Consider the following 13,623-nt stretch of genomic DNA (forward strand, 5'->3'; position numbering starts at 1 on the left):
TCATTTGCAGGTAACTGCAATGTCCTCATCAGACGATTCCGGCGGAACACGAGCCGTGTCACCGCGGGTCCGCAAAAGCAAAATCTCTTCGTGGCTGCTACTGGCCATGGGGTTATTGTTTTTTGCTGCCGGCTCCGGCGCCTTGTATTTGGTGCTGCGGCCGGTGACGCTGCGAATTGCGGTCGGACCGCCGGGAAGCGACGACCAGAAGCTCATACGGGCGCTGGCGCAGGCCTTTGCCCGCGAAGGGAGCGCGGTCCGGCTCGCGCCGATCGCCACCGAAGGGACGGTCGAAAGCATTGCGCTGCTTGCCGCTTCGAAGACCGATCTGGCCGTCGCGCGCGGCGACCTGGAATTGCCCGCCGATGCCGAATCCGTAGCGATCCTGCGCAAGAATGTCGTCGTGCTGTGGTCGCCTTCCGGCCATTCGCCGAAAGGCTCCAGGAAACAGCCGGCGTCGAAAATCAAGGAAATCGGCGAGCTCGCGGGCCATCGGGTTGGCGTCATCGGCAAAACCCAGGCGAACGTCACATTGCTGCGTGTCATCCTGACTGAATCGGGCGTCAATCCGGACAAGGTGGCGGTTACCCAGTTCGGTACCGACCAGATTGCCGAGTTGGCGCGCGATCCGGCCATCGACGCGTTCATGGCGGTGGGCCCGCTGGACAGCAAGATCACCTCGGACGCGATCACCGCGACCGCACTTGCCAGGGGCGAGCCGAAATTTCTTGCGGTTGATGTTTCGGAGGCGATCGCGCAAAGACACCCGCTCTATGAATCCGAGGAAATTCCGGGCAGCACCTTTAGTTCGTCGCCCGCCAGACCGGATGACAAGATTGAAACCGTCAGCGTCAATCATCTGATCATCGCGCCCAAAGCCTTGTCCGAAACGGCGGTCGGCGCATTCGTCCGGCAATTGTTTGCGGTTCGTTCCTTGGTTGCCAGGGAGCTTCCCAATGCTGCAAAAATCGAGAAACCGGATACCGACAAGGATGCCGCGCTTCCCGCTCATGAGGGGGCAGCCGCCTTCATCGATGGCACCGAACGCACCTTTCTCGAAAAGTACAGCGACTATCTATGGGGCGGGATCCTGCTGCTTTCGGTGCTTGGGTCCACCGGCGCGGGTTTGCGCCACTACCTGAAACGGGACGAACGGCGGCAGAATACGATGCATCGGGACAACCTGGTCGACATGATTGGCAAGGTGCGCCAGGCGCAATCGCTGGAACAATTGGCGGCGATGCAGTGCGAGGTGGACGGCATCCTGCGGGAGACGCTCGATGGCTACGATGACGGTGCCATCGAGGAACGCGACTTGTCGGCCATTGGCCTGGTCTTGAACGAATTCCATCACGCCGTCGTGGATCGGCGCGCCGTCATTGGCCTCATCGCGCATGATCTGCCCGGCAGGCGGGCCCGGTGAGAGAGTTTCGCGAGCGCCGAAACGAAAAGGGGCCGCGCTTGCATGCGACCCCTCGTTCTCGAGACCGGCCGTCAGCCGATAGAAGTCACGCCGCCGAAACACCACGGGCGGCTGTTTCGCCTTGCTCCGTCCGATGCGGCAGGCTCCAGTTCGGCCGAATGAAGTGACAGGTGTAGCCGTCCGGATATTTCTCCAGGTAATCCTGATGCTCGGGCTCGGCCTCCCAGAACGGTCCGGCGGGTGAAACCTCGGTGACGACCTTGCCCGGCCAAAGGCCGGAAGCATCGACGTCGGCGATGGTGTCCAGTGCGATCCGCTTCTGCTCCTCGGTGGTGTAGAAGATCGCCGACCGGTAGCTCGCTCCGCGGTCATTGCCCTGGCGGTTCAACGTCGAGGGATCGTGGATCTGGAAGAAGAATTCCAGGAGCTTTCGATAGCTGATGGTCTGCGGGTCGAAGATGATCTCGATGGCTTCGGCGTGGCTGCCGTGGTTGCGATAGGTCGCGTTCGGCACCTCGCCGCCGGTGTAGCCCACCCTGGTTGAAATCACGCCCGGATACCGGCGGATCAGATCCTGAACGCCCCAGAAACAGCCGCCGGCAAGAACCGCGCGCTCCGTCGAAACTGTCATGTCCGTCCTCCTGCGGTTCGCCGCGAGCGTCGCTCCCGCAGCTTTATCAAGGCCCCATCATGGGGCCGAATGATGCCAAAGCCCAGATATGCACGAAACTAGCCTGGCGCCAGCGGCGCCGTCCGTCCGATCAAGGCTCGCCTCGATGATGCCCGGGAGGCGAGGGAGATGTTCTAGTCGGAACGCGACCGGACGACGGATTGCGGCAGAGACGCGAGGAACAACACGGCACATACGCACAGCAGGACGACGTCCTTGAACAGGAACTCGCCGGTCAAATTCCAGGCGATCGGATCGGTCGACAAGCTCCATTTGACCACGCCCGGCGTCGTGAAGAAGAACGACCATGTGACCGCAAAGGTGACGATCCCCATCAGCGCACCCGCCGCCGACAGGATCGGGCTGAAGGCGCCCGCCGCCAGAAGCACGGCGATGCCAAGCTCGGCGGCGCCGAGGACATAGGCTTCTCCCCTGATGCCGAACACGGACAGCCACGAAATGAACGGACTGTTGCTGATGAACTGGACAATACCCTCGGCCGATTGTGGGGTGAATTTCTGGATGCCGAACGACAGGAAGACCACGACCATCACCCAGCGGAGAATGGCCAGAGGACGATAGGATCCGGCCCCGTTTTCAGCAACGTTGAAAGATATTTTCATGCGGTGACTTCGTCCCTTCCTCGGGAATGCAATTGCCGCGTTGAGGCGCGATCCTGACGTTTCGTACGCACGCGCGGCGCCGTCGTTACGTTCGTCGGCGGTTCCGTTTTTCACGATCACGTGTAGTCGGCGGCCGCGATAATCTCGCGGCGCGACCGTAGGGCGGCGCCGCGTGCGCGCTGGTACTGCTCGCGTGTGCGCTCTACATTGACTGCCAATGACCAGCGCTCTTCACCTTTCCTGCGATGCCGCCACCGCGCGCGCTGCCGGCGGGACATCTTCACCGGTGTTCCCCCAACTCGTTATTGCGACGACGATCCTGGCATCGAGTCTGGCCTTGATCGATAGTTCGGTCGTGAATGTCGGGCTGCCGGCGATCGGTCGGAGCTTTGACGCGGACGCCGCCGGCCTGCAGTGGGTCGTCAACGCCTATTTGCTTCCCCTGAGCGCGCTGCTCCTGCTGGGAGGCGCGGCGGGAGACCGGTTCGGCCGCCGTCGTCTCCTGATCGCGGGGGTTCTGCTGTTCGCCATCGCTTCGCTTGCCTGCGCGGTGGCGCCGACCATTCTCTCGTTGCTGCTCGCTCGCTTCGTTCAGGGCGGGGCTGCCGCCGTGCTGATGCCAAACAGCCTGGCGATCCTCGGTCAGAGTTTTTCCGGGGAGGCCAAAGGCCGCGCGATCGGCATCTGGGCGGCGACCGGAGCCGCCGCGGGCGCTGTTGGACCTGTCCTCGGGGGATGGCTGATAGATGTCGCCAGTTGGCGCTTCGCGTTCCTCATCAACCTTCCGCTGTCCGCAGCCGCGATCGTGTTGGCGTACCTTTACGTCGACAAGGACGTCGATGACACCACGAGCGTTCTCGACTGGTCGGGTGGAGCGCTTGTCACGGTTGGTTTGGGCCTTGCGACCTGGGCCTTGACCGAAGGATCCGGTCGGGCCTGGTCGCTTTCAGCCTTCGTCGCGCTTGGAGCGGGCTTGATCTTCTCTGGCCTGTTCCTGCTCGTGGAGCGGCGACACGGCGACAAAGCCATGATGCCGCTCGCGCTGTTCGGGTCCCGGAGCTTTGTCGGGCTCACGCTTTTGACGTTCCTGCTGTACGGCGCCCTGGGCGGATTGTTCGTCCTGGTGCCCTACGTGCTGATCCAGGCGGGCGGATACACTGCGACGCAGGCCGGCGCCGCGCTCCTGCCGCTGCCGCTCGTCATCGCGGTGGCATCGCCCGGCGCCGGCGCGCTGGCGGCAAGGGTCGGTCCGCGTTGGCCGTTGATCGCTGGACCGGTCATCGTCGCGGCCGGCTTTCTCCTCCTTGTGCGGATCGGATCCAACCCGAGCTACTGGCTCGGCGTCTTTCCTGCGATGGCCGTCATTGCGCTGGGAATGGCTGGCGCGGTTGCTCCGCTCACGACGGCGGTGCTGATGTCCGTCGATAGCCGTCACACCGGTGCCGCATCCGGGCTCAACAGCGCAGTGGCGCGTACCGGTGGCTTGGTTGTTACGGCTATCATCGGCCCGGTGATAGCCTCGTCCGGACCTGCTTTGCTTTCCGCCTTTGATATCGCTGCGGCGGCCGGCGCGTTGATTTGCGTTGCGGCGGCTGCAAGTGCGGCTCTGTTTGATGGTCCCGGTGGGTAAAATCCCCCACCGGGGCGACAGCCACGACGCTGGCCCACCCATGTCCTGACCCATGTCCTGACCCAAGTCCCGAAGACGGTCGCGAAGCTGTGGTTCAGCAATGGCCGTTGCGCTCGAATTAGTGAGGCGGGGAGGGGTGGCGGATGATCGGTCCTTCCGTCTACCATCCATTCAGCGCCGGTTGTCATCCGGGAAATATCTGCAGGGATCGTCGATGCCCACGCTCGCGAATGCTTTGCTTGAAGGCCTTAGGGATCACGGTGCCCGGGAGATTTTCGGCATCCCCGGCGATTTCGTGCTGCCGTTCTTCAAGACCATCGAGGAAAGCAACATCCTTCCTTATTTCACGTTGAGCCACGAACCCGCGGTGGGCTTTGCGGCCGACGCGGCGGCGCGCTACCACGGTGGCGTCGGCGTCGCGGTGGTCACCTACGGAGCCGGCGCCTTCAATCTGGTGAACTCGATCGCCGGCGCCTATGCGGAACGCTCGCCGGTCGTGGTGATTGCAGGTGCTCCCGGCGCCCGCGAGCGCGCCGGCGGATACCTGCTGCATCACCAGGTGCGCACGGTCGATACCCAGCTGGCCGTGTTCAGGGAATTCACCTGCGATCAGGCCGTGCTGACGGATGCGGCGACCGCACCGGCCGAAATCGCCCGTGTCCTGCGCAACGCGCTGGAAATGTCGCTACCTGTCTATATCGAGTTTCCGCGCGACATGGTGGACGCGCGGGTCGAGCCGGTACCGCTTCTGCCGCGACGCGCGGCCGATCCGGAAGCGCTTGCCGAATGCGCGGAGGAAGTCCTGGCGCGGATCGCCAACGCCGCCTCGCCGGTGCTGATGGTCGATGTGGAAATTCGCCGCTACGGGATCGAGGAGCAGGTCGCGGCACTGGCGCGCAAGCTTGGCTTGCCGGTGGTCACGACGTTCATGGGACGGGGACTGTTGGAAGCGGCGGGCGACGTCTTTGCCGGAACCTACCTTGGCGCGGCCGGCGATCCGGCGGTGACCCGGCTGGTCGAGGATGCCGACCTCCTGCTTTTGTTCGGGGTCATCCTGTCCGACACCAATTTTGCACTGTCGAACCGCGTGACTGACCCACGTCGCACCATTTTTGCCGCCGGCCGCGAGGTACAGATCGGCCATCACATCTACCGCGATTTGCCGCTGGCTGATCTGATCGCCGGCCTCGATGCCCGCGCCAAGCACCGGGCGCCGCGGCAAAGCAGGGCGGGGGCGGGGATTGTCTACCCGCGCGGGCTCCCCGCCGATGATCAGCCGATCGCACCGTCGGATATCGCTTGCGCCATCAACGATTTGTTCGACCGCCACGGCAAGATGCCGATGACCGCCGATATCGGCGATTGCCTGTTCACGGCCATGGAAATCGACAACACCGCGCTCGCAGCACCCGGCTATTATGCCGGAATGGGTTTTGGGGTGCCGGCCGGCTTCGGCGTTGCCGCGACCGGCCTTCGCCCGCTGGTGCTGGTGGGCGACGGCGCGTTCCAGATGACGGGGTGGGAGCTGGGCAATTGCCGCCGCTACGGGCTTGATCCGATCGTCGTGCTTTTCAACAATTGCAGCTGGGAAATGCTGCGCGTGTTCCAGCCCGAATCGCGCTTCAACGATCTCGACGACTGGCATTTCGCCGACATCGCCCATTCGCTCGGCGGCATTGGCGAGCGGGTGACGACGCGGCGGCAGCTCGCCGCCGCTCTCGATCGCGCCGTCGCCCAGCGCGGGCAATTTTCGCTGATCGAAGTCATGCTGCCGCGCGGGGCGACCTCCGACACCCTGGCGCGCTTCGTCACCGGCTTCAAGGCGGCCCGCGAACGCATGGCGAAGTCGTGAGTTATTGAGCGCCCGCGCTCGCGCCGATTTTCGCCAACAAACTCGCACACACAAGAGACGTTCGGCTGTGCGCTTCACAAATTCGTGCGGATCAGGTTGGGCGACCATAAAAGTAAATTTACTTGAGACGATCGCATTTGATTGCGATGTTGGATCGGCGTCTATCGTCGGGGCATGCAGACCCCCGGCATTCTAAGACGGTTCGCCGTCCAAGTTCTGCTCACCACTCGAGGTCGATGGACCTCGGGGGTTGAGCGTTTGGACAAGGCATATGAGCCGCATTTCTCCAAAATGTCCCGCTAGTTTCCGCTGCTTCCGTCGGGACGCGCTTGGCGCGGTGAAACCGGCTGAGGCGTCACAATGAGCCTGGTGTCGTTTGCATTGCGACGACCGATCTCGCTTTTGACGATGGTCATAGCCGTTGCATTGGTGGGACTTCTGGCGGTCGACCGCATGTCTCGGGACATTTTCCCGGATCTCGGGGTGCCCGTCCTGTATGTGGCCCAGCCGTACGGCGGCATGGACCCGGCGCAGATGGAAGGGTTCATCGTCAACTATTACGAGTACCACTTCCTTTACATCACCGGCATCGAGCATGTCGAAAGCAAATCGATCCAGGGCGTGGGGCTGATCAAGCTCCAATTCCATCCTGGCACCAACATGGCGCAGGCCACGGCGGAGACGGTCGCCTACGTCGACCGCGCCCGCGCCTTCATGCCGGCGGGAACCGTGCCGCCTTTCGTGATGCGGTTCGACGGGGGCAGCGTTCCTGTCGGCGACCTCGTCTTCTCCAGCAAGACGAAGACAGTCGCCGAGCTTCAGGATGCGGCGCTCTTCAAGGTGCGCCCGTTGTTCGCGACCTTGCCAGGCGTGTCGGCACCGCCGCCCTTCGGCTCAAGCCAACGCACCATCCTCGTTCGCCTGGATCCCGAAAAGCTGCGTTCTTACAACATGTCGCCGGATGAGGTGGTACAGGCGTTGGGTGCCGGCAATACGGTCAGCCCGTCGGGTAACGTCCGCATCGGCGACCTCATGCCAATGGTTCCGGTCAACTCCGTTGTCGGAGATTTCAAGGGCCTGAACAACATTCCCATCCGCTCGCACGGAACGCAGACGATCTTCATACGCGACGTCGGATCAGTCGAAGACGGCGCCGACATCCAGACCGGCTACGCGCTGGTGAATGGACGCCGCACGGTCTACATCCCCGTAACCAAACGAGCGGACGCCTCGACACTCGCAGTCGTCCAAGCCGTCAAAGCCAACTTGCCTCACTTCCAAGCCGTACTGCCTGATGACGTTGAGGTCAGTTACCAGTTCGACCAATCCCCCTACGTAACGCGCGCCATCCAGGGCCTGTTCGTCGAAGGCGTTCTCGGCGCGGTGCTCACTGGCCTCATGGTGCTGCTGTTTCTGCGGGATTGGCGCAGTTCGCTCGTCGTGGTCTTGAACATTCCGCTCGCGATCCTCGCATCGGTGACGGCGCTCTGGGTATCGGGGCAGACGATCAACATCATGACTTTGGGCGGGCTGGCGTTGGCTGTCGGCATCCTGGTCGACGAGGCGACAGTCACCATCGAGAACATCCACACCCGTCTCGCTGATGGTCGTAGCCTTGCCCGGGCCGCGAGCGAGGCCACGGCCGAGACGACGATGCCCCGGTTCGTGGCCATGCTCTGCATTCTGGCGGTGTTCATTCCCGCTTTCTTCATGACCGGCGCCGCGCAAAACCTGTTCGTCCCGCTGGCCCTGGCGGTCGGATTCTCGATGGTGGGGTCGTATCTGCTTTCCAGTACCTTTGTGCCGGTGCTGTCGGTCTGGATGCTGCGCAATGCGAGCACACACCACGAGCCGCAAGAGACGTCGTTCGATCGGCTGCGGGCAAGGTACGATCGGTTCGCGCGCGCCGTCATGAAACGACGGCGCATCGTCGTGCTTTCCTATCTCGTCATCGCCGGCGCAATCATTTTCCTGGTCGGAAGCTCTCTCGGCACCGAGATTTTTCCGATCGTGGATACCGGCCAGCTCCAATTGCATCTTAAGGCTCCCGCGGGAACGCGCATCGAGCGCACCGAGCAGATCGCGCTGCAGACACTCGACGTGATCAAGCGCGAGGTCGGACCGGATAACGTGGACATCAGCCTCGGTTTTGTCGGCACGCAGCCGCCCAATTATCCGATCAATACGATTTATCTCTGGAGTTCAGGCTCCGAGGAAGCGGTGCTGCAGGTGCAGCTCAAGCCCGGCACCGGGATCGGCATCGAGGATTTGAAGGAGCGGCTGCGTCAGAAATTGCCCCGGGAATTGCCGGGTGTGCGCTTCTCATTCGAGCCGAGCGACATCGTCAGCCGGGTGATGAGCTTCGGCGCGCCGACACCGATCGAAGTAGCGGTGAGCGGGCCGAACCTCGCCGATAGCCGCCAATACGCCGACAAGCTGCGAGCGAAATTGGCCCAGGTGCCGACGCTGCGAGACCTGGGATTCGAGCAGGAACTCGATTACCCGATCGTAAAGGTCAATGTAGACCGCGAGCGAGCGGGCGTTCTGGGGGTGACGGCGGATGATGTGGCAAAATCGGTCGTCGCGGGCACGTCATCCAGTCGCTACACCTCCGCGAATTATTGGCCCGATCCCAAGAGCGGCATTGGTTATCAGGTGCAGGTGGAGATCCCCGAGCACCGGATGAATTCCCTGGAGGAGGTGAAGAACCTCCCCATCGCTCGCCGGACCGGCGGACAGATCGACCTCCGCAACGTGGCCGGCGTCACCGACGGCGCGGCGCTCGGCGAATATGACCGCTACAACATGCAGCGCATGCTGACACTCAGCGCCAACATCTACGGCGAGGATGTGGGACGCGCGGCAGCCCGCGTGCAGCAGGCGATCAACGATACGGGAAAGCCGCCCGATCGAGTAAACGTGACCGTGCGCGGGCAAGTCCAGCCGATGGTGGAGATGTTCGGAGGCCTGCGTCTGGGACTCTTGATGGCGGTGGGTGTCATCCTCCTGCTGCTGACCGCCAACTTCCAATCGTTCCGGCTTTCCCTGGCGGTGGGGTCGACGATTCCCGCCGTCATCGCCGGGGTCGTGCTTATGCTGTGGCTCACCCGGACCACGCTCAACATTCAATCCTTCATGGGCGCGATCATGGCGATCGGCGTGGCCGTGGCAAACGCCATCCTGCTTGTGACTTTCGCGGAGCGCAGCCGGATCGAGGGCCGCGAACCATGGGAGGCTGCAATCAAAGGCGCACGAAGCCGTCTGCGTCCGATCCTGATGACAAGTTTCGCGATGCTGGCTGGGATGATGCCAATGGCGCTGGGCCTGGGCGAAGGCGGAGAGCAAAGTGCTCCGCTTGGGCGGGCGGTGATCGGCGGTCTTCTCGGCGCAACGTGCGCCACGCTCATCATCCTGCCGGCGATCTTGGCCACGCTGCAGTCGCGGCATGCCCCGGTTTCCGCGTCGCTCGATCCAGACGATCCTCATAGCCGCTATTTCGAGCCGGAGCCGCGGCTCGGGTCGGTGGCGGATCGCGGCGACGGACACGCCGTACTCCATGCTCGGGCGGCGGAATGAGCGGAACAGCCAAAACGGAATTTAAGGCGTAGCACCATGAAGTTCACGAATAGAACGGGTATCAAGGTCTTGGTCGTCGTGGTAAGCGTCGCCGCGGCAGGCATTGTTGCCGATTGGCGTCTGGCGGCATCGCCGTCGCTCGTGAGTCCGTGGAAGCCGGATAACCTGCCACGGATCGAAGTTGTGCGTCCGCGCCGTGTCACGGTGGCCCAGCGTCTCCAGACCAACGCCACGCTCGAAGCTTTTGAGGACACAGATCTCTTCGCCAAGGTCTCCGGATACCTGTCCGATGTTCGCGTCGATATCGGCGATCACGTCAAGGCAGGTCAAGTGCTCGCGGTGATCGATGTTCCCGAAATGAAGCAGGAGCTTGCCGAAGCCAAGGCCCAACTCGCATCCAAGCAAAGTTCACTGGAGAGCGCCCGCCGCCAGCTGGACCACAACAAGGCGGACCTGACGCTTCAGAGCGCCTTGGCGAAAGACCGGGACCAGTTGGGCGAGGGACGGGGCTTTATCAGCGATCGGACGCTCGATCAGGTGCACGCCAATGCGGAGATCGCCAAGGCGGATCTCGGTGTTGCGGAGGCGAACCGCGACCTCGCTGCCAACCAGGTTGACGTCGCCGCTGCGACCGTAGAGAAGATCAAGACGCTGCTCGCCTATACGCAGATCGTGGCGCCTTTCGATGGCGTGGTGGCGCGGCGCCAGGTGAACCGGGGCGATCTGGTCCAGGCAGCGACGGCCACGCGGACGACGCCGTCCGCGGGATCGCTGTTCACGGTGCAGCGGATCGACATCATCCGGGTGTTTTGCGACGTTCCGGAGAACGACGTACCTCACCTTCACGTCGGCGACCCGGCCATCGTCAAGCCGTCTGGCTTCGACGGTAAGCCGTTCATCGGCAAGGTAACCCGCTTCTCCCTACGTCTCGATCCCGAGACCCGCAACATGCGCACCGAGATCGACCTGCCCAACCCCGATGAACGGCTTTATCCCGGTACGTATGCGGAGGTCTCACTGGAAATGAACCGGCGCCCCGATGCGCTTACCCTACCCAGCGCGGCGGTAGGCTCGGATGGCGACGGCAGCTTCGTGTACACCATCATCGATAATCGCATCACGCGCCTTGCCGTCATGACTGGTCTCACCGATAGTGGTCGTATCGAGGTGACCGCGGGCCTATCGGAACAGACAGTGGTGGTAGCGAGCACCAAGGGAGTGCCGCCACCGAGAACTGCGGTTCACCCACAGATGGTCCGCCAGGACTCGTAGTTCCCGTTGTAAAATCGCACCGCGCCCGACACCATAGGAGGACCCACACACTCTTCGGAATGCTGTAACCGGCTTCAAGGCGGCCCGCGAACGCATGGCGAAGTCGTGAGTTATTGAGCCCCGCGAACGTTGTTAGCGAATTTCCGGGATGAAGAGAACTCCATATCAACGAGCCCCTGCGTCGCAATTTGGCGCATTCGGACGTCGGCTTTTTGATGAACGCGCGCTTTGCATCAGAACCAGGGCATCCCCGAAGTCAGCATGGGACCCCGACGATCAGTGCGCCAGAGCCGACCCGTCGCTGTTGACCTCATGGTGCTGTAAGGCCGCATTTGCGCAGGCGAGCCGGCGAACGTAGCGGACTGCGGACTTCGACGCCCCGGTCAGGCCGGGTGTTGCCCGGAGCGCTGCGGCAGCAGCAGGATCAGCAGGACCATCGCTGCTGCCAATGAGGCCGATGCCGAGTATCGGCTAAGCGCCAGGCCGCCATGGTCGAGCGGCTTGTCGAGGAAATCGCCCACCGTGGCGCCGAGCGGCCGGGTGAGCACGAAAGTGATCCAGAACAGCACCGTGCGCGAGACGTTGGTCCGCCAATAGGCTGCGGCAACGGCCGCAAGCCCGGCGGCGAAAACCAGCGCGCCGCCGGCATAGCCAAGCCCGGTTGAATCGGCCATCCAGTCGCCGAGCGCGGTACCGAGGGTCTGCGAAAACAGGATTGTGATCCAGTAGAAGGCCTCCGCCGGTTTCGAATGGATGGAGCTGATCGAGACCGTTCCGAGCGTCCGATGCCAGATTGCCAGCGACGCGACGAGCAGCGCAGCGAGTAGCGAGGAGCCGCCGACATATCCGATCCCCAGCGAGCGGTCGACGAAGTCGGCCAGCGTGGTCCCGACCGTGGTCGTGGCAACAATCACGGTCCAGTAGAGCAGCGGATGGAAACGTCTTGTGTTTGTCTGCGCGCCCACGGCGATGGCGAAGAGCGTTGCAAAGATCGCCGTTCCCACCAAATAGCCGAGATTCATCGACATGGTCACGGCGTCGCCGCCGGTCTCGCCGAGCGTCGTCGCAAGTATCTTGATGATCCAGAATGCCAGGGTGACTTCAGGAACTTTGGTTGGGTGCTCGATGAACACCGTCTCTTTGTAATATTGATTCATGCTGTTTCACTTCCGACTTGCGACAGCGGCGATCCGTGTTGGTGCCGTCGCCCACACGTTGATTATCTCCGAGGCCAAACTTGCGAGCGTCAGGGTTTCCCAACGGAGTTCATCACCGACAACAGATCCGCTACCGTCTGCTTGCATGCGGCGGGATCGGGCGCGTTGGCACGAAGCGCTTCGAGCGCCCGGTCGATCGCCTTGTCGACGGTGTGCCAGTCGGCGGCGGCGCGCGGCTTCAAGCCTGCCTCCGCTTCGTCCCACCGGGTCTCAAGATCCTTGATGCGCGTCTTGGCGCCGGCGAGGTCGCCTTTGTCTATCAGGGCCGAGACATCGACGACGATGCTGCGGAACGGCGTCAGGTCGCCGAGCTTCGACGACATCGCCGCTTCCGCGCGCGGCATGAACGCAATTCCGCCTGTTGTGTCCAGACCTGGTTCGTCAGCTGAAATCGCGAGAAGGCCGACGGCCAGTGCCAACATCGTTTTGTTCATATGCAGCCTCCTAGTGGTTCCTGTCGGCACGTGCGCGCCGAGCTTCGAGTTGCTCGTGGGAATGGAGTCAGGAGGTCATCGCACTGGCGCCGGCTTGGCGGGTTTACCTTCAAAGGTCACCCAGGCGACGAGCACGATGATGAAGGCCAAAAATCCGAGGCTGGTATAGATCGTGCCAAGACCGGCGCCGCCATATTCTCGGGCTTGCGACAGCAGGTCGCCAAGCGACGCGCCGAGCGGGCGCGTGAGGATGTAGGCCAGCCAGAAGGTGAGAACCGGGTTGGCGCCGAGATAATAGGCCAATGAGATGAGCGCGATCATCGCGCCGAACGCGACGACGCCGAGCTGGAAGCCAAGGCCGAGCGCTTCCGTCGCCAGATCGCCGGCGGCCGTTCCCAGCGCAAAGGTGAACAGGATCGCCGCCCAGTAGAAGAGCTCGCGCCGCGTGGTGATGATGGTGTGAATTGAAAGCGTCCGCTCGACGCCGTACCAGACGGCAAAGATCGTGGCCAAAATCGCTGCGAACGCCGCCGTGCTGACATAAAGGCTGATCTCCAGCCGGTCGGTCAGCCAATCGGTGATTTGCGTGCCGACGATACTTACGAGAACGACCGTCAGCCAATAGATCCAGGGAACATAGCTGCGGGCCTGAAGCTGCAGGGTCAACGCGGAAACAAGGAAGCTGACCATGATGGCGGTGGTCGCGCTGGTACCGAGACCGACATGCACGGCGAGATAGTCGGCGCCGGTTTCGCCGACGGTGGTCGACAGGATCTTGATGATCCAGAAGGTGACCGCGACTTCGGGGACCTTGTTGAGCAGCCTTGGCGCGTTCACCGGTGCTGGCACGACATTTCTCCTGGAAGGAAGTGCGGTGATTCGAAGCGATGCGTCACCATGGCGGCGCCAACTTAGGTGCGGCTTAG

Annotated in this window: 10 protein-coding genes; 5 read left to right on the forward strand and 5 right to left on the reverse strand. The window is 62.8% G+C overall.

All coding sequences use genetic code 11. The features are described 5' to 3' along the window. Positions 1 to 106: 106 nt before the first annotated feature. A complete protein-coding gene (locus B5525_RS29860; protein WP_244567633.1) occupies positions 107 to 1,423 on the forward strand; it encodes a TAXI family TRAP transporter solute-binding subunit in 1,317 nt (438 codons plus the stop codon). Between the two features lie 85 nt (positions 1,424 to 1,508). Here B5525_RS29860 and msrA read toward each other — a convergent pair whose 3' ends face one another. Next, entirely contained in the window at positions 1,509 to 2,054 is a 546-nt protein-coding gene (msrA, locus tag B5525_RS29865; RefSeq protein ID WP_079569209.1) for a peptide-methionine (S)-S-oxide reductase MsrA, read from the reverse strand. 173 nt (positions 2,055 to 2,227) lie between these two features. Next, on the reverse strand, positions 2,228 to 2,716 hold the full coding sequence (locus B5525_RS29870) for a YkgB family protein (RefSeq protein ID WP_079569210.1): 489 nt from the start codon (positions 2,714 to 2,716) through the stop codon (positions 2,228 to 2,230). A 217-nt stretch (positions 2,717 to 2,933) separates the two neighbouring features. Here B5525_RS29870 and B5525_RS29875 point away from each other — a divergent pair, with 217 nt between their 5' ends. The 4 genes from B5525_RS29875 to B5525_RS29890 all read left to right on the forward strand — a co-directional run bounded on the left by B5525_RS29875 (position 2,934) and on the right by B5525_RS29890 (position 11,046). After that, a complete protein-coding gene (locus B5525_RS29875) occupies positions 2,934 to 4,346 on the forward strand; it encodes a DHA2 family efflux MFS transporter permease subunit (protein WP_079569211.1) in 1,413 nt (470 codons plus the stop codon). A gap of 214 nt (positions 4,347 to 4,560) precedes the next feature. Then, entirely contained in the window at positions 4,561 to 6,198 is a 1,638-nt protein-coding gene (ipdC, locus tag B5525_RS29880) for an indolepyruvate/phenylpyruvate decarboxylase (RefSeq protein ID WP_079569212.1), read from the forward strand. Between the two features lie 360 nt (positions 6,199 to 6,558). Continuing rightward, positions 6,559 to 9,774 (forward strand): efflux RND transporter permease subunit, encoded by a 3,216-nt coding sequence (locus tag B5525_RS29885; RefSeq protein ID WP_079569213.1) that lies wholly within the window; start codon positions 6,559 to 6,561, stop codon positions 9,772 to 9,774. A 36-nt stretch (positions 9,775 to 9,810) separates the two neighbouring features. Continuing rightward, a complete protein-coding gene (locus B5525_RS29890) occupies positions 9,811 to 11,046 on the forward strand; it encodes an efflux RND transporter periplasmic adaptor subunit (RefSeq protein WP_079569214.1) in 1,236 nt (411 codons plus the stop codon). 383 nt (positions 11,047 to 11,429) lie between these two features. Here B5525_RS29890 and B5525_RS29895 read toward each other — a convergent pair whose 3' ends face one another. The 3 genes from B5525_RS29895 to B5525_RS29905 all read right to left on the reverse strand — a co-directional run bounded on the left by B5525_RS29895 (position 11,430) and on the right by B5525_RS29905 (position 13,546). Beyond that, the gene (locus B5525_RS29895; protein ID WP_079569215.1) at positions 11,430 to 12,203 is read right to left on the reverse strand and encodes a hypothetical protein; all 774 of its coding nucleotides are present in this window, start codon (positions 12,201 to 12,203) and stop codon (positions 11,430 to 11,432) included. 89 nt (positions 12,204 to 12,292) lie between these two features. Then, complete coding sequence (locus tag B5525_RS29900) at positions 12,293 to 12,697, reverse strand: hypothetical protein (RefSeq protein ID WP_154073513.1); 405 nt, start codon at positions 12,695 to 12,697, stop codon at positions 12,293 to 12,295. A gap of 75 nt (positions 12,698 to 12,772) precedes the next feature. Beyond that, on the reverse strand, positions 12,773 to 13,546 hold the full coding sequence (locus tag B5525_RS29905) for a hypothetical protein (protein ID WP_244567634.1): 774 nt from the start codon (positions 13,544 to 13,546) through the stop codon (positions 12,773 to 12,775). Positions 13,547 to 13,623: the final 77 nt, after the last annotated feature.

Origin of the sequence: Bradyrhizobium erythrophlei (assembly GCF_900129505.1) — a bacterium.
GTDB lineage: Bacteria > Pseudomonadota > Alphaproteobacteria > Rhizobiales > Xanthobacteraceae > Bradyrhizobium > Bradyrhizobium erythrophlei_D.

What these genes read in the sequence shown, in the direction of transcription:
- B5525_RS29860 (WP_244567633.1), top strand. Translation starts at nt 107, where the DNA reads ATGGGGTTATTGTTTTTTGCTGCCGGCTCCGGCGCCTTGTATTTGGTG.
- msrA (WP_079569209.1), bottom strand. Translation starts at nt 2,054, where the DNA reads ATGACAGTTTCGACGGAGCGCGCGGTTCTTGCCGGCGGCTGTTTCTGG.
- B5525_RS29870 (WP_079569210.1), bottom strand. Translation starts at nt 2,716, where the DNA reads ATGAAAATATCTTTCAACGTTGCTGAAAACGGGGCCGGATCCTATCGT.
- B5525_RS29875 (WP_079569211.1), top strand. Translation starts at nt 2,934, where the DNA reads ATGACCAGCGCTCTTCACCTTTCCTGCGATGCCGCCACCGCGCGCGCT.
- ipdC (WP_079569212.1), top strand. Translation starts at nt 4,561, where the DNA reads ATGCCCACGCTCGCGAATGCTTTGCTTGAAGGCCTTAGGGATCACGGT.
- B5525_RS29885 (WP_079569213.1), top strand. Translation starts at nt 6,559, where the DNA reads ATGAGCCTGGTGTCGTTTGCATTGCGACGACCGATCTCGCTTTTGACG.
- B5525_RS29890 (WP_079569214.1), top strand. Translation starts at nt 9,811, where the DNA reads ATGAAGTTCACGAATAGAACGGGTATCAAGGTCTTGGTCGTCGTGGTA.
- B5525_RS29895 (WP_079569215.1), bottom strand. Translation starts at nt 12,203, where the DNA reads ATGAATCAATATTACAAAGAGACGGTGTTCATCGAGCACCCAACCAAA.
- B5525_RS29900 (WP_154073513.1), bottom strand. Translation starts at nt 12,697, where the DNA reads ATGAACAAAACGATGTTGGCACTGGCCGTCGGCCTTCTCGCGATTTCA.